Annotated in this window: 18 protein-coding genes; 8 read left to right on the top strand and 10 right to left on the bottom strand. The window is 63.6% G+C overall.

What is annotated here, in order from left to right; translation table 11 throughout:
- Positions 1-75: 75 nt before the first annotated feature.
- From rplS to ffh, 5 genes are all read right to left on the bottom strand, one after another.
- Positions 76-426, bottom strand: coding sequence for a 50S ribosomal protein L19 (rplS, locus tag GDH07_RS03815; protein ID WP_053134351.1), 351 nt, complete (start codon positions 424-426; stop codon positions 76-78).
- A gap of 45 nt (positions 427-471) precedes the next feature.
- Complete coding sequence (gene trmD / locus GDH07_RS03810; RefSeq protein ID WP_343038144.1) at positions 472-1,224, bottom strand: tRNA (guanosine(37)-N1)-methyltransferase TrmD; 753 nt, start codon at positions 1,222-1,224, stop codon at positions 472-474.
- A gap of 2 nt (positions 1,225-1,226) precedes the next feature.
- Positions 1,227-1,763 carry a ribosome maturation factor RimM gene (rimM, locus tag GDH07_RS03805; protein WP_022642495.1) on the bottom strand — a complete coding sequence of 179 codons (537 nt, stop codon included), beginning with the start codon at positions 1,761-1,763 and terminating at the stop codon, positions 1,227-1,229.
- Between the two features lie 5 nt (positions 1,764-1,768).
- Complete coding sequence (gene rpsP, locus GDH07_RS03800; RefSeq protein ID WP_003198088.1) at positions 1,769-2,020, bottom strand: 30S ribosomal protein S16; 252 nt, start codon at positions 2,018-2,020, stop codon at positions 1,769-1,771.
- Positions 2,021-2,270: 250 nt separating this feature from the next.
- Positions 2,271-3,647 (bottom strand): signal recognition particle protein, encoded by a 1,377-nt coding sequence (gene ffh, locus GDH07_RS03795; protein WP_022642494.1) that lies wholly within the window; start codon positions 3,645-3,647, stop codon positions 2,271-2,273.
- A 208-nt stretch (positions 3,648-3,855) separates the two neighbouring features.
- On the opposite strand from ffh, the gene GDH07_RS03790 reads away from it, so the two are divergent.
- The 3 genes from GDH07_RS03790 to GDH07_RS03780 all read left to right on the top strand — a co-directional run bounded on the left by GDH07_RS03790 (position 3,856) and on the right by GDH07_RS03780 (position 7,504).
- Complete coding sequence (locus GDH07_RS03790; RefSeq protein WP_053134347.1) at positions 3,856-4,668, top strand: cytochrome C assembly family protein; 813 nt, start codon at positions 3,856-3,858, stop codon at positions 4,666-4,668.
- Positions 4,669-4,677: 9 nt separating this feature from the next.
- Positions 4,678-5,898 carry an HlyC/CorC family transporter gene (locus GDH07_RS03785; protein ID WP_152896716.1) on the top strand — a complete coding sequence of 407 codons (1,221 nt, stop codon included), beginning with the start codon at positions 4,678-4,680 and terminating at the stop codon, positions 5,896-5,898.
- 289 nt (positions 5,899-6,187) lie between these two features.
- A complete protein-coding gene (locus tag GDH07_RS03780; protein ID WP_022642491.1) occupies positions 6,188-7,504 on the top strand; it encodes an MFS transporter in 1,317 nt (438 codons plus the stop codon).
- Positions 7,505-7,597: 93 nt separating this feature from the next.
- Here the strand turns inward: GDH07_RS03780 and purT are convergent, their stop codons facing one another.
- The 5 genes from purT to GDH07_RS03755 form a co-directional block, all read right to left on the bottom strand.
- Positions 7,598-8,779, bottom strand: a complete 1,182-nt coding sequence (gene purT, locus GDH07_RS03775) for a formate-dependent phosphoribosylglycinamide formyltransferase (RefSeq protein WP_085596210.1) — start codon at positions 8,777-8,779, stop codon at positions 7,598-7,600.
- A gap of 94 nt (positions 8,780-8,873) precedes the next feature.
- Entirely contained in the window at positions 8,874-9,341 is a 468-nt protein-coding gene (locus GDH07_RS03770; RefSeq protein WP_022642489.1) for a preQ0 transporter, read from the bottom strand.
- A gap of 100 nt (positions 9,342-9,441) precedes the next feature.
- A complete protein-coding gene (locus GDH07_RS03765) occupies positions 9,442-9,657 on the bottom strand; it encodes a DUF1289 domain-containing protein (RefSeq protein WP_085596211.1) in 216 nt (71 codons plus the stop codon).
- Positions 9,654-10,178: a gamma carbonic anhydrase family protein gene (locus tag GDH07_RS03760; RefSeq protein ID WP_031320949.1), complete on the bottom strand. Its 525-nt coding sequence runs from the start codon at positions 10,176-10,178 to the stop codon at positions 9,654-9,656. The genes GDH07_RS03765 and GDH07_RS03760 overlap by 4 nt, the downstream gene beginning before the upstream one ends.
- A gap of 55 nt (positions 10,179-10,233) precedes the next feature.
- Positions 10,234-10,833, bottom strand: a complete 600-nt coding sequence (locus GDH07_RS03755) for a CoA pyrophosphatase (RefSeq protein WP_022642486.1) — start codon at positions 10,831-10,833, stop codon at positions 10,234-10,236.
- A 149-nt stretch (positions 10,834-10,982) separates the two neighbouring features.
- On the opposite strand from GDH07_RS03755, the gene GDH07_RS03750 reads away from it, so the two are divergent.
- From GDH07_RS03750 to GDH07_RS03730, 5 genes are all read left to right on the top strand, one after another.
- The gene (locus GDH07_RS03750) at positions 10,983-11,534 is read left to right on the top strand and encodes an NUDIX hydrolase (protein WP_022642485.1); all 552 of its coding nucleotides are present in this window, start codon (positions 10,983-10,985) and stop codon (positions 11,532-11,534) included.
- Positions 11,535-11,582: 48 nt separating this feature from the next.
- Entirely contained in the window at positions 11,583-12,086 is a 504-nt protein-coding gene (locus tag GDH07_RS03745; protein WP_022642484.1) for a L,D-transpeptidase family protein, read from the top strand.
- Between the two features lie 270 nt (positions 12,087-12,356).
- A complete protein-coding gene (locus tag GDH07_RS03740; protein WP_022642483.1) occupies positions 12,357-13,088 on the top strand; it encodes a GntR family transcriptional regulator in 732 nt (243 codons plus the stop codon).
- A gap of 29 nt (positions 13,089-13,117) precedes the next feature.
- On the top strand, positions 13,118-14,224 hold the full coding sequence (gene nagA / locus GDH07_RS03735; RefSeq protein ID WP_152896715.1) for an N-acetylglucosamine-6-phosphate deacetylase: 1,107 nt from the start codon (positions 13,118-13,120) through the stop codon (positions 14,222-14,224).
- Positions 14,205-15,227, top strand: coding sequence for an SIS domain-containing protein (locus tag GDH07_RS03730; protein WP_031320947.1), 1,023 nt, complete (start codon positions 14,205-14,207; stop codon positions 15,225-15,227). The genes nagA and GDH07_RS03730 overlap by 20 nt, the downstream gene beginning before the upstream one ends.
- Positions 15,228-15,251: the final 24 nt, after the last annotated feature.

The raw sequence follows: 15,251 nt of genomic DNA, 5'->3' as shown, positions 1-15,251 counted from the left end.
ACACTGATGAGGAATAAATGACGGGCAACAAAAAAGCAGCCCGTAGGCTGCTTTTTTCTGCATCGGAAGCTGGACTCAGGCCAGTTTTTCCTTGATGCGAGCTGCTTTACCCGACAGGTCGCGCAGGTAGTACAGCTTGGCTTTACGCACGTCACCGCGACGCTTGACAGCCATGCTGTCGATCTGCGGGCTGTAGGTCTGGAAAGTACGCTCTACGCCAACGCCGTTGGAGATTTTACGTACGGTGAACGCGCTGTTCACACCGCGGTTGCGCTTGGCGATAACTACGCCTTCGAACGCCTGCAGACGGGAACGATCGCCTTCCTTCACTTTCACCTGAACGACTACGGTGTCGCCCGGGGCAAAGGCAGGGATCTCTTTGCTCATCTGCTCTGCTTCGAGTGCAAGGATGATTTTGTTGGTCATGCTGTGCTCCTAAGGTAAATCGTCGGATCTACCATCGATACGTTGTTAACTATCGTCCCGCTCGCGGAGATATTCCTCGAGCAGCTTCTTCTCTTCTCCAGAAAGTGAGCGACTTTCCAGAAGATCGACGCGTCGTTCGTAGGTCCTACCAAGGGACTGCTGCAAACGCCAACGCCGGATATGTGCGTGATTGCCACTTAGCAACACGTCGGGAACACGCTGATCCGCATACACCTCAGGTCGGGTGTAGTGCGGGCAATCCAGCAGACCATCCGTGAAGGAGTCTTCCTCCGCGGAGTCCACATGCCCCAAAGCTCCGGGCAGCAGCCGTGTAACCGCATCGATCAGGACCATCGCCGGCAGCTCGCCACCGGACAGTACATAGTCGCCAACCGACCACTCTTCATCTACATGAGCGTCGATGAAACGCTCGTCGATGCCTTCATAACGACCAGCAATCAGGATCAATGCATCCTCATTGGCCAACTCGCGTACCGCCGACTGTTTCAGTTGACGGCCCTGGGGCGACAGGTAGATCACCTTCGCACCCTCCCCGGCTGCATTCCTGGCCTGAACCAGCGCATCTTCCAGGGGCTTGATCTTCATCACCATGCCCGGACCACCGCCAAACGGGCGATCGTCCACAGTGTGATGTCGATCCGTGGTGTAGTCTCGCGGATTCCAACAAGTGAGCTGCAACAGCCCTTGTTTCACCGCGCGGCTGGTTATGCCGTATTCGCTGATGGCGGAAAACATCTCGGGAAACAGACTGATCACTTCTACGCGCAAGTTAGCCACGCTTAGAAATCCGCGTCCCAATCCACCTTCATCTCGCCCGCGACCAGGTCGATGGCCAACACACATTGCTCGGTATAGGGCAACAAGCGTTCGCGATCATCCAGGCTGCCAGCGCAAGGCTTGACCACCATTACATCGTTCGAGCCAGTCTCGAGCAGGTGATCGATCTGCCCGAGCAATTGCCCGAGGGTGTCGATGACCTTGAGACCTTGCAGCTGGTACCAGTAGTACTCGCCGTCGGTCAGTTCAGGGAACAGGTTGCGCTGCACGCAGATCTCGTAACCGGCCAGAAGACGAGCTTCTTCACGATCATCAAGACCCTTGAGCTTGGCGACCAGGAACTTGTCGTTCCCGCGTCCACTGACCAGCTCTACCTGTTTCACGCTGCCTTCGCGCTTGAGCGTCCAGGCTTTGTACTGCAACAGGTTTTTAATCGGATCAGTAAAGGAATAGACCTTCACTTCGCCGCGAACGCCATGAACAGAATAAATTTTGCCGACGACGATCAAATCATCAGCAGGGGCTGGCGTCGCGTTCATAGGGTTCAGGCTGCGGCCTTGGCCGATTCCTTCAGCAGCTGAGCAACGCGCTCAGATGGCTGTGCACCCACGCTCAGCCAGTAGGCTACGCGCTCTTGGTTCACGGACAGGCGAACTTCTTGACCACGGGCAACCGGGTTGAAGAAGCCAACTTGTTCTTTGTGCGAACCGTCACGTGGGTTACGGCTGTCGGTTACGGTCAGGTGGTAAAACGGGCGCTTTTTGGAGCCGCCAAGGGCAAGACGGATTGTTAGCATGTGAACATCGTTCCTGTAGTCGGTGCTGCAAATCTAAATGCACAGCGGGCATGGGTGCCCGAAAGGCCGCATATTCTAAGGAATATCCGGACTTTTGCAAATGCCTTTTTCCGACGCCCGTCGGCTGTCATCCAGATTCACCATGGAGCTGCCTTGTGCGGCAGCAGGGAGGACAGGCCCCGATCGGAGACCCGTCCCGACTTCCACGTCCCCGTGGAAAAAGCGCCGGCATGGTTACCGGCGCGGATTCTCAGATCTTCGGCATGCCGCCGCCGGGCAGCATGCCGCCCATGCCGCGCATCATCTTGGCCATCCCGCCCTTGGCGGAGAACTTCTTCATCATCTTCTGCATCTGCTTGTGCTGCTTGATCAAGCGACCGATGTCCTGCACCTGGGTACCGGAACCCATGGCGATCCGACGCTTGCGCGAGCCGCTGATCATCTCGGGATCGCGACGCTCGGCCGGGGTCATGGAGTTGATGATGGCTTCCATCTGCTTGAACTGCTTTTCCGCAGCGTTCTGGGCGTTGCCCATCTGGGACAGGTTGACCCCACCGATGTTCGGCAGCTTGTCCATCAGGCCGCCCAGGCCGCCCATGTTCTTCATCTGTTGCAGCTGGTCGCGGAAGTCTTCGAGGTCGAAGCCCTTGCCCTTCTTCAGCTTCTTGGCCAGCTTGTCGGCCTTTTCCTTGTCGAGGGTCTGCTCGGCCTGCTCGATCAGGCTGAGCACGTCGCCCATGCCCAGGATCCGCGAAGCGATACGCTCGGGATGGAAAGGGTCCAGAGCCTCGGTCTTCTCGCCCATGCCGATGAACTTGATCGGCTTGCCGGTAATGGCCCGCACCGACAGCGCGGCACCGCCACGGGCATCACCGTCGACCTTGGTCAGAACCACGCCGGTCAGCGGCAGCGCATCGCCGAAGGCCTTGGCGGTATTGGCCGCGTCCTGGCCGGTCATGGCGTCGACCACGAACAGGGTCTCCACCGGCTTGATCGCCGCGTGCAGCGCCTGGATCTCGTCCATCATCTCGCTGTCGACGTGCAGGCGACCGGCGGTATCGACGATCACCACGTCGATGAACTTGAGTTTGGCTTCCTTTATAGCCGCTTCGGCGATGGCCACCGGCTTCTGGCTCAGGTCCGATGGGAAGAAGGTCACGCCGATATCGTTGGCCAGGGTTTCCAGCTGCTTGATCGCCGCAGGACGGTAGACGTCCGCCGACACCACCATCACGCTCTTTTTCTTGCGCTCTTTAAGGAAGCGCGCCAGCTTGCCGGCAGTGGTGGTCTTGCCCGCGCCCTGCAGGCCGGCCATCAGCACCACCGCCGGTGGCACCGCGCTGAGGTTCAGGTCTTCGTTGGCCGCGCCCATCAGGCTTTCCAACTCGGCCTGGACGATCTTCACGAAGGCCTGGCCCGGAGTCAGGCTGCGCGACACTTCGGTGCCGACCGCACGCTCCTTCACCGAGTTGACGAAATCCTTGACCACCGGCAGGGCGACGTCGGCCTCGAGCAACGCCATGCGCACTTCGCGCAGGGTGTCTTTGATGTTGTCCTCGGTCAGCTTGGCCTTGCCGGTGACATGGCGCAGCGTCTGCGAGAGACGTTCGGTTAGGTTTTCAAACATGCTCGATCCTTTCAGGCCCAGGGTAGACCGGGGTAATGGCGGCCCAGAGCATGACAAACAAGTGCTCGATGAGCCCGCGGCGTGGGCAGGCGGCGGATTATAGCGAAGACTGTGCGTGGCGCACACCTCGCCGTCTGCTTGCCTGGTCTTTCAGGGCTGTGGGTTCTATGCCAAACTCAGCTGCTTTCGGGCTTGCCTAACAGGATTTATGCTCCCCTTGTCACCCAGCTTGCTACCCACCCTCGCCGCCGCCGTTCTTTATGCCGCTGCGACCCTCTATCAAGGTTCCAGCCTGGCCAAAGGCGCCAAGGCGAACAAGCGCCTGCTGGTCATGCTCGGCATCCTGGCGCTGCTGGCCCATGGCGCCAGCCTGATGACCCACCTGCTGACTCCGGTCGGCCTGGGCCTGGACTTTTTCAGTGCCGCCAGCCTGATCGCCGCGGCGGTGATCGGCCTGACTCTGCTGGCCTGCTGGCGCATCCCTGTGGAAAACCTGCTGGTCCTGTTGTTTCCCATGGGCGCCCTGACCACGCTACTGGCCCAGTTCGCCCCGACCGGCACTGTACCGGTCATCGACGAAGCACCGGGGATCCTGGCGCACATCCTGCTGTCGATCCTGGCCTACGGCATGTTCACCATCGCGGTGTTCCAGGCCCTGCTACTGCTGGTCCAGGACCATCAACTGAAGAACAAGCACCCTTCCGGCCTGATCAGGAACTTCCCACCCCTGCAGACCATGGAAAGCCTGCTGTTCGGCTTTCTCTGGGCCGGCTGGACCCTGCTTTCGCTGTCGCTGATCTCCGGCTGGCTGTTCGTCGAGAACCTGTTCGCCCAGCACCTGGTGCACAAGACCCTGCTGGCCTGCCTGGCCTGGGTGGTGTTCAGCGTGCTGCTGTGGGGCCGCAATCGCCTGGGCTGGCGTGGGCACAAGGCGATCCGCTGGACCCTGGCAGGGTTCTGCCTGCTGATGCTGGCGTATTTCGGCAGCAAGCTGGTCCGTGAATACATCCTGCACATCTGACCACCGGCCATGACCGACTCCCTGCCCACCGGCCCGATGCTCGCGGTAATCGCCCTGCTGATCGTCTGGTCGGCACTGTTCACGGCCATCGATACCGCCCAATTGCACCTGCTGGCCCTGCGCAGCAGCTCGCGCTCAGGTGACAAAGCTGCAGCCCGACTGGCCTTTCCCAAGGAAAGCCTGATCCTCTGCAACACCCTGTGCCGGGTGCTGGCAGTCATCATCAGCACCGTGCTGGCCCTGTTTTACTGGGCAGAGAACGGTCCGTGGCTGGCCTGCCTGGCCAGCACCTGCGGCCTGCTGGTGTTGGCCGAGTACCTGCCGCGAGCCGTGGCCGCGCGCTACCCGGAGGGCACCTTGAGCTTCGGCAACGGCCTGCTGGCCATCCCCATGAAGCTCGTCTACCCCCTGGCCTGGCTGCTCGACGCCATCGGCCAACTGCTGCTGCGCCCCTTCGCCAGCAAGGCCAGTGCGGTCAAGCACAGCGATGACGATCCCGCCCTGCTGGACGACGAGCCAGCTCCCCAGGAGCAGCATGCGCTGCCTGGCATCCACGCCCTGGACAACATCACCGTCAACGACATCCTGGTTCCGCGCAGCGAAGTCGACGGCATCAACCTGGACGAGCCGATCGAGCAGATCATCGCCCAGCTACGGCTGAACCGGCGTACCCGCCTGCCGGTGTTCCACAGCGATATCAACCAGGTCGAGGCGGTGCTCAATACCCGCCAGATCCGTCACTTGCTGCCCGACGCCAGCCTGACCAAGGAAGCCCTGCTGGCAGCCTGCCACGAACCCTACTTCGTCCCGGAAAGCACCCCACTGCAATTGCAGTTGCTCAATTTCCACAAGCAGCAACGACGCCTGGGCATGGTGGTGGACGAGTACGGCGAGGTGCAGGGCATCGTCACCCTGGAAGACATCCTGGAAGAAATCGTCGGCGAATTCGAAAGCGAACACAGCCTCGACAACCCGCACATCCACCCCCAGGCCGACGGTCGCTACGTGGTGGAAGGCGCGGCCTCGATCCGCGAGCTGAACAAGAGCCTGGGCTGGCACCTGCCCAGCGACGGCCCCAAGACCCTCAACGGCCTGGTCACCGAAGCCCTGGAAACCATCCCCGACAGCGCCGTGTGTTTGAAGATCGGCCGCTACCGCCTGGAAATCCTCGAAACCGAGGAGAACCGCGTCAGCCGAGTGCTCATCTGGCACACCAGCACCACTCGCTGAGACCCGCCGGCCACAAGCCCGCAAGCCGTCGTTCACGGCCCGGCAGGCAAGCTGCAAACCACTGCGACAACTCCTTGTTGGATCGTTAGCAGCCTTTCTATAATCCCCTGGCTTACCCAAGCCCCCGCAGCCTCGCGTGCTACCCGCACCCTGCGAGATCCTGCACGCAACCACCGTGTCCGTTCGACGTCGCTCCCATCCCGAGCCACGCCCGCATCAAACCCACATCCCTGGGTGCTCGACCATAACAATTCGCTCCACTGGAGCAATGACTGTCAGGGATAACCGCATGACGACCAGCACGACCTACAGCACCGGCGCCACCGACCACCCCGGCAATTCCGCCAGCCGGGTGGCCACGGCCAGCTTCATCGGCACCGCCATCGAGTTCTACGATTTCTATGTCTACGCCACCGCCGCCGCGCTGGTGATCGGCCCGGTGTTCTTCCCCCAGAGCTCCGGCACCGCCCAGATGCTCTCGGCATTCCTGACCTTCGGCATCGCGTTCCTCGCCCGCCCCCTGGGCTCGGCGCTGTTCGGCCACTTCGGCGACCGGATCGGGCGCAAGTCGACCCTGGTGGCCTCGCTGCTGCTGATGGGCATCTGCACCACCCTGATCGGCGTGTTGCCGGGCTACGACAGCATCGGCGCCTGGGCCCCGATCCTGCTGTGCCTGCTGCGCTTCGGCCAGGGCCTGGGCCTGGGAGGCGAATGGGGCGGCGCGGCCCTGCTGGCCACCGAGAACGCCCCACCAGGCAAGCGCGCCTGGTTCGGCATGTTCCCGCAACTGGGGCCGTCCATCGGCTTTCTCGCCGCCAACGGCCTGTTCCTCGGCCTGGCCATGGGCCTGGACGACCAGCAGTTCCGGGCCTGGGGCTGGCGCATTCCGTTCCTGCTCAGCGCGGCGCTGGTCATGGTCGGGCTGTATGTGCGCCTCAAGCTGCATGAAACCCCGATCTTCGCCAACGCCGTGGCCCGCCACGAACGGGTGAAGCTGCCGCTGATCGAGCTCTTCAGCCAATACTGGCTGCCGGTGCTGTTGGGCGCCGCCGCCATGGTGGTGTGCTACGCGTTGTTCTACATCTCCACGGTATTTTCCCTGAGCTACGGCGTCTCGACCCTGGGTTACAGCCGGGAAACCTTCCTTGGCCTGCTGTGCTTCGCCGTGCTGTTCATGGCTGCCGCCACGCCCCTGGCGGCCTGGGCCAGCGACCGCTTCGGACGCAAGCCGGTGCTGATCGTCGGCGGCGTCCTGGCAATCCTCTCGGGCTTCACCATGGAACCGTTGCTGACCCAGGGCTCCACCGCCGGGGTGGCGCTGTTCCTGTGCATCGAGCTGTTCTTGATGGGAGTGACCTTCGCTCCGATGGGCGCCCTATTGCCGGAGCTGTTTCCCACCCATGTGCGCTACACCGGCGCTTCGGCGGCTTATAACCTGGGAGGAATCGTCGGCGCCTCGGCAGCCCCGTTCTTCGCCCAGAAACTGGTGGCGATGGGCGGCTTGAGCTGGGTCGGGGGATATGTCTCAGGAGCGGCGATCCTGAGCCTGATCGCGGTGTTGTGCCTGAAGGAAACCCTCAGCAGCGACCTGAACCAGGTCGGCTGACGGGGCGTCATCGCGGGCAAGTCGGATCGCCGTCCGCCCGCTCCTGCAGGTTGGCGCAACCTGGTAGGAGCGAGGCTTGCCCGCGATGTTCTTTTACAGTTCTACAACGACTGCCTGGGAGGCGCGGGTCGCCTTGGCGCGGGCGGCTTCGATGGATTCATCACGGGCCAGGGCCACGCCCATGCGCCGCTGGCCGTTGACTTCCGGCTTGCCGAACAGGCGCAGCGCGGTATCCGGCTCGCTCAAGGCCGCTCCCAGGTTGGCGAAGGCCGTCTGGGTGGACTTGCCCTCCACCAGGATCACCGCCGAGGCCGAAGGGCCGAACTGGCGAACCAGCGGGATCGGCAGGCCGAGGATCGCCCGCGCATGCAGGGCGAACTGCGACAGGTCCTGGGAGATCAGGGTCACCAGGCCAGTGTCATGGGGCCGTGGCGAGACTTCGCTGAACCACACCTGGTCGCCCTTGATGAACAGCTCCACACCGAACAAGCCACGCCCGCCCAGGGCCTCGGTCACCGCCTTGGCGACCCGCTCGGACTCGGCCAGGGCCTTCGGGCTCATGGCCTGGGGCTGCCAGGACTCCTGGTAATCGCCCTTCTCCTGGCGATGGCCCACGGGTGCGCAGAAGGTGGTACCACCGGCATGGCGCACGGTCAGCAGGGTGATTTCGTAGTCGAAGTCGATGAAACCCTCGATGATCACCCGGCCCTTGCCTGCCCGGCCGCCTTCCTGGGCATAGTCCCAGGCCTTCTGCACGTCGTCGGCGCTGCGCAGCAGGCTCTGGCCCTTGCCCGAGGAGCTCATCACCGGCTTGACCACGCAAGGGAAACCCAGGTCTTGCACGGCCTTGCTGTAGTCCTCGAAGGTATCGGCGAAGTGGTATGGCGAGGTCGGCAGGTCCAGCTCTTCGGCGGCCAGGCGCCGGATACCTTCGCGGTTCATGGTCAGCTGGGTGGCCCGGGCGGTCGGGATCACGGTGAAGCCTTCGGCTTCCAGCTCCACCAGGGTCGCGGTGGCGATGGCCTCGATTTCCGGCACGATGAAGTGCGGTTTTTCCGCCTCGATCACCGCGCGCAGCGCTGCGCCGTCGAGCATGTTGATCACGTGGCTGCGATGGGCCACCTGCATCGCCGGGGCGTTGGCATAGCGGTCCACGGCGATCACTTCGACGCCCAGGCGTTGCAGCTCGATCACCACCTCCTTGCCCAACTCACCACAGCCACAAAGCAAGACGCGGGTCGCGGTTGGCGACAGTGGAGTTCCGATACGAGTCATCTGAAGGTCCTCAAGGAAGCGGATCATCGAAGGCCGAGCGCCAGGCTGGCGACCCGGGAAAGCGCGGCATTTTACATGAACCGTGGCCTTTGGCTCAGCCGGCGCACGCCGCTTTGCGCAAACGCCAGGCCATGGCCAGCCACACCACCGTGACCCCGGCGAACTTCGAACCCAGGGCAGTGAGTATCACCCCTGGAGTCAGCGCGTCGATCATGCCGAAGAAAATGAAGGTATCCAGGGGGATGCTCAGCGCCGAGCTGATCCACAGCCGATCGTGCAGCGGGCGCTTGGTGATGCTGAACACCAGCCAATCGATGCTCTCCGAGACCGCGAAGGCAGTGGCACTGGCCAGGGCGATAGCCGGGTCGGAGGTCAGGTAGGACAACGCCAGGGCCGCCAGCATGGCGACGATGGCGCCATGGCCGAAGCGGGTCTGCACCATGTCGCGCAGGACGAACAGCAACCCGCCCCAGGCCGACCAGATGATGTCCAGGTGCGGAGCGACGGAGAAGGCGTAGTTGGTCAGCACGACACTGCTGATATAGGCGATCAGGAAGAACATGGAGGCGAAGAGTACCTGTCGGGAAGACGTACAGATTACTTGCGCCGTGGGAATCGGGCCAGGAAAGTCCTCGATTCCCCGACAAGACAGCAGAAACGAATCAGCTGCCGCTCCCCGAGCCCGTCAGCCACAGCAGCCCACTGTCCCTGGCGCGCTCATGGCACAGGGTCAATACCGCACGGCGCTCGGCATTGTCCATGCGTCCCCAACGGGTGATCTCGTCCACCGTACGCTGGCAACCGGTGCAGATATCCCGTTCGTCCAGGGCGCAGATGCTCACGCAAGGCGAGGCCACGGGTTTCTCCGGAAGGCTCATGGCTCCTGCTCGGCCAGGTCCCGGGCATAGCGCTGGGCGTTGTGCACATAGTGAGCGGCACTGGCCTCGAGCATCTTTTTCTGCGGCTCGGTGAGTTCACGCACCACCTTGCCCGGCGAGCCCATGACCAGCGAACCATCGGGAATCTCCTTGCCTTCGCCGATCAGCGAGTTGGCGCCGATGATGCAGTTCTTGCCGATCTTCGCGCCGTTGAGGATCACCGCGTTGATGCCGATCAGGCTGTAGTCGCCCACGGTGCAGCCATGCAGCATGGCGTTGTGGCCAATGGTCACCCCGGTGCCGATGGTCAGTGGATACCCCATGTCGGTATGCATCACGGTGCCGTCCTGGACGTTACTGTGCCTGCCGATCAGGATCAGTTCGTTGTCGCCGCGCAGCACGGCGTTGAACCACACGCTGGCGCCCTCCTCCAGCTTGACCTTGCCCACCAGCGTGGCGTTCGGGGCTACCCAGCTCTGTGGATGGGTTTCGACTCGGGCATCGCCCAGGCGGTATTTCATCTTGTTGTCCTCATGGCTCAGGCAGCCGCGGGTGAGTGCCATACGTGCGATGGCTTCAGAGGGTGACGGAATTCTTCGGTGGGTGGCGCAGGCTGATCCCGGCGTCATACAGCAGGTTGACCAGTTCGACGATCATGATCGCGGTCAGGCCCCAGATCTTGAACTCGCCGAAACGATAGCTCGGAACGTACCAGCTGCGCCCCTGGTAATCGATGCGGTGGGTATGCTCCCTGGGGTCCTGGCGAAAGAACTCCAGGGGGACGTTGAACACCGCGGCGATCTCGGCGTCGTTGGCGCGATACTCGACGAAGTCGGGAATCACCCCGACGTAGGGCGTGACCTTCAGTCCATGCTTGGAGATCAACGGGCTCAGGGGACCAATGACTTCCACCAGCCCAGGCGGCAGGCCGATCTCTTCCTCTGCTTCGCGCAGGGCGGTGAACACCAGGTCCGGGTCCTCCGGGTCACGCCGGCCGCCAGGAAAAGCCACCTCGCCGCCATGGGTGGAAAGCCCGCTGGCGCGCAGGGTCAGCACCAGTTCCGGCTCGTCGCTGCGGGTGATGGGCACCAGCACCGCGGCCTCGGGAAAACGTCGGTCGGCCTCCAATGTACGCGGGGTGTAGTGGCTTACCCGATGAAGTAGCTCGTCCAGCATGGGGTATCTCGATCTGTTGGCTACCGTGCATCATGCACCAATCCCGGCAGCCGCCCAACCCCCGTTCCCCGGGCATGTCGCTCAAGGATAACTTGCCGACAACGGGCCGCCCGCGCCAAGATAGCCGCAGCCTTTTCCGGACAGCCCCCATGAAATTTTGCAGCCAGTGCGGCAACCCGGTGACCCAGCGCATTCCCGAAGGCGACTCGCGCCTGCGCTTTGTCTGCGATCACTGCCAGACCATCCACTACCAGAATCCGAACATCGTCGCCGGTTGCCTGGCCACCTGGGAAGGCAAGGTCCTGTTATGCCGCCGGGCCATCGAGCCACGCCTGGGCTACTGGACCCTGCCGGCGGGCTTCATGGAGAACGGCGAGACAGTGGAACAGGGGGCGATCCGCGAAACCTTCGAGGAAGCCTGCGCCCGGGTGCGCGACCTCAGCTTCTATACCCTGATCGACGTCCCGCACATCAGCCAGGTGCATGTGTTCTTTCGCGCAGAGCTGGCCGACCCGGATTTCGGCCCCGGCCCCGAGAGCCTGGAAGTGCGGTTGTTCAGCGAAGCCGATATCCCTTGGTCCGAGCTGGCTTTCCGCACCGTCGGCCGTACCTTAGAATGCTTCTTCGCTGACCGGCGGGCAGGTGCTTTCCAAGTACGCACCGAGTCCATACCGCCACTCGCTCAGCCTGCCATCAGTTAAACAATGATCGTGCACGGGACCCCGTGCGCGACTGGGGATATCGTGTCAATGCGCTGGTTGCTTGCCCTCTTGTGCTGTTCGTTCGTCGCCGCATCCCATGCCTCCACGGTAGAAACCCTGGGCGGCAAGGTCGTGGAAAAGGTCCTGGTGCTCAAGTCCGCCCATCAACTGCAGTTGATCAACGACGGCAAGCCCCTCAAGACCTACCGCATTTCCCTGGGCAAGAAACCCAAGGGGCCCAAGCTCATGGAAGGCGACAAGCGCACGCCCGAGGGCCTGTACTGGCTAGACTGGCGCAAGACCAGCGACCGCTACTACCTGGCCATGCACATCTCCTATCCGAATATCAGCGACTCGGCCCGCTCCCGGCGCGAGGGCGTGCCTCCCGGCGGCATGATCATGATCCACGGCACCCCGGACACCGAGGAATTCCCCGAGCAGTACTTCCATACCCTGGACTGGACCGACGGCTGCATCGCCATGCGCAACGTCGACATGCGTGAGGTCTGGGGCCTGGTCAAGGACGGCACCATGATCGAGATCCGCCCTTAACCCCCCCTCCTGCAAAAAATATTTTCTCCGCCCCGCAAAACCCGCCTGCCCATACCACTTCGCGACCCGCAGCGGGTCGCGGCCTGGCTTCTGGCCCTCGCTGCCAGACCTGCCTAATACCACTTCAATCCTTTATCCTCGCCAGCACCCCGATAGTGCCCATGCTGGCGCGCCTACTGCGGACCAGTGGCGTTGACATGGTATTTAAGTGGTATTAGTTTTTCGGCACTACCGGGCGACAACAACCTATAACCGCATCGGAAACCGACCATGAACCACCTCTTGAACCTGCGCCCGGACGACACCCAGCCCACCCCGCTATACCTGCAACTCGCCCGCAACCTGGAAGCGGCGATCCATGCCGGCCAGTGGAAAGCTGAGCAGGCCCTGCCCTCGGAGCGCAACCTCAGCGAGCTGCTGGGCATTTCCCGGGTGACCGCGCGCAAGGCCCTGGAAGTGCTTTTCGAGCAGGGCCTGATCCGCCGCAACCAAGGCTCCGGGACCTTCATCACGCCGCGCCTGGAACAACCGCTGTCGCGGCTCTCCGGCTTCAGCGAGATGCTGCGCCTCAAGGGCTTCGTGCCTGGTTCCCAATGGCTGGAACGTACCCTCACCCCGCCGACCCACGAAGAACTGATCCGCCTCGGCCTGTCGCCCAACGACAAGGTGGCGCGCCTCAAGCGCCTGCGCAAAGCCGACGATGTGGTGATGGCGATCGAGATGAGCACCCTGCCGGCACGCATCATCGCCCGCCCCGAAGCGGTGGGCGACTCGCTGTACGAGTACCTCGACGGTATCGGCCGACCCGTGGTGCGGGCGCTGCAACACATCCAGGCGATCAACGCCTCGGACGAGTTCGCCGCCCTGGTGGGCATCGCCCCCGGCACCGCCATGCTGCTGATGACCCGGGTCGGCTATCTGGAAGACAACACGCCGATCGAAGTCACCGACACCTACTGCCGCAACGACTACTACGACTTCGTCGCTGAATTGCGACGCTGAGCCCGATTTCAGGAGGCCAAGAAACGCCCATGTCCGAAGCCAACATACTCACGCCCCAGGGCTGGATCCGCGGCCACCTGGTCCATGACCAAGGCAAGGTGACCGCCATCGATGGCAGCCCCTGCGACCCGGCCGACAACGACCTGCCCTACCTGCTGCCCGGCTTCATCGACCTGCATGTACACGGTGGCGGCGGCAAGGACATCATGCAGGGCAGCGAGGCCTTCGAGACCATCGCCCGCACCCACCTGCGCTTCGGCACCACCTCGCTGCTGGCCACCACCATGACCGCGCCCAGCACGGAAATCCGCCAGGTACTGGGGCAACTGGGCCATTACGCCCGGCAGCGCCCCGCCGGCTCCGCCCGGGTCCTGGGCGTGCACCTGGAAGGCCCCTACATCAACCCCGGCAAGCTCGGCGCCCAGCCCAACTTCGCCCATACCGCGCTGCTGGCGGAAATCGAGCAGTACCTGGAGCTGGCGCCGATCCGGGTGATCACCATCGCCCCGGAGATCGCCGGCCACAACGAACTGATCCGGGCCTTGAGCGAGCGCGGGATCCGCATGCAGATCGGCCACACCCTGGGCAGCTATGAAGAAGGCGTGGCCGCCATGGCTGCCGGCGCCACCAGCTTCACCCACCTGTACAACGCCATGAGCCCGCTGCATCACCGTGAACCGGGCATCGTCGGCGCGGCCCTGGCCCATGCCCAGTACGCCGAGCTGATTCCCGACCTCCTACATGTGCACCCCGGGGCGATGCGCGTGGCCCTGCGCTCGATCCCGTGCCTGTACTGCGTCACCGACTCCACCGCCGCCGCTGGCATGCCCGACGGCGAGTACAAGCTGGGCAGCCACACGGTGACCAAGTGCCTGGGCGGCGTGCGCCTGCCGGACGGCACCCTGGCCGGCAGCACCCTGACCATGGACCAGGCCCTGCGCAACCTGGTGAAGATCGGCCTGCCCCTGGCCGAAGCCTCGCAGCGCCTGTCGCAGTTTCCCGCCGACTACCTCGGCCTACCCGAGCGCGGCCGCCTGCAACCTGGCAGCTGGGCCGACAGCGTGCGCCTGGACCGCGCACTCAAACTGACCGCCGTCATGGTCGAAGGAGAAGAGCTTGACTTCCAAGATGCTTGAAGAGGCGCTGTCCTCGCACACCGCCGTGAGCAACCAGCTGCAGCACCTGGAGCCGTCGCTGGTGGAGGTGGCCGGTCGCCTGCGACGCCAACCGCCGCAAGTGGCGATGACCGTGGCCCGGGGCAGTTCCGACCATGCCGCCAGCTACTTCGCCTACCTGACCATGCAGCATGTAGGCATTCCAGTGGCCTCCCTGCCGATGTCGGTGGTCACCATGCAGCAAGCGCCACTAAGGGTCAGCGGCCAGGCGGTCTTCGCCTTCTCGCAGTCGGGCCAGAGCCCGGACCTGGTGAACAGCGTGCGCCTGCTGCGCAAGCGCGGCGCCCTCACTGTCGGCCTGGTCAACGCCCCGAACAGCCCGCTGGAAGCGGCCAGCGAGTTTTCCCTGCCGCTGTACGCCGGGCCCGAACAGAGCGTGGCCGCCACCAAGAGCTTCATCGCTACCCTCAGCGCCAGCGCGCGGCTGATCGGCCACTGGAACGAGGACGCGCACCTGCTCGAAGCCGGACAGGCCCTTTCCGAGGGGCTCGAGCAAGCCGCCACCGAGGATTGGAGCCCGGCCATCGAAGCCCTGCGCAATTGCCAGCGCTTGATGGTGATCGGCCGTGGCGCGGGCTTCGCCATCGCCCAGGAAGCGGCGCTCAAGCTCAAGGAAACCTCGGCGATCCAGGCCGAAGCCTTCAGCAGCGCCGAGGTGCGCCATGGCCCGATGGCCCTGATCGAGCACGACTACCCCCTGCTGGTATTCGCTCCACGGGGCGCGGAACAGGGCGGTCTGCTGAGCCTCGCCGCCGACATGCGCCAGCGTGGCGCCAAGGTACTGCTGGCCGCCCCGGACGATATCCAGGAACGGGACCTGCCCCTGTGCCTGGCCGAACACCCGGCACTGGACCCGGTCCTGGCGATCCAGAGCTTCTACGTCATGGCCGCCGGCCTGGCCGAGGCCCGCCGCATGGACCCCGACCAGCCACGGCACCTGAGCAAAGTGACCCGCACTCACTAAGCCCCCCTTGATCGATGAGTACTG

The sequence above is a fragment of the Pseudomonas piscis genome (genome assembly GCF_009380155.1).
Taxonomy (GTDB): domain Bacteria; phylum Pseudomonadota; class Gammaproteobacteria; order Pseudomonadales; family Pseudomonadaceae; genus Aquipseudomonas; species Aquipseudomonas piscis.
This window is presented reverse-complemented; position numbering and strand designations above follow the sequence as displayed.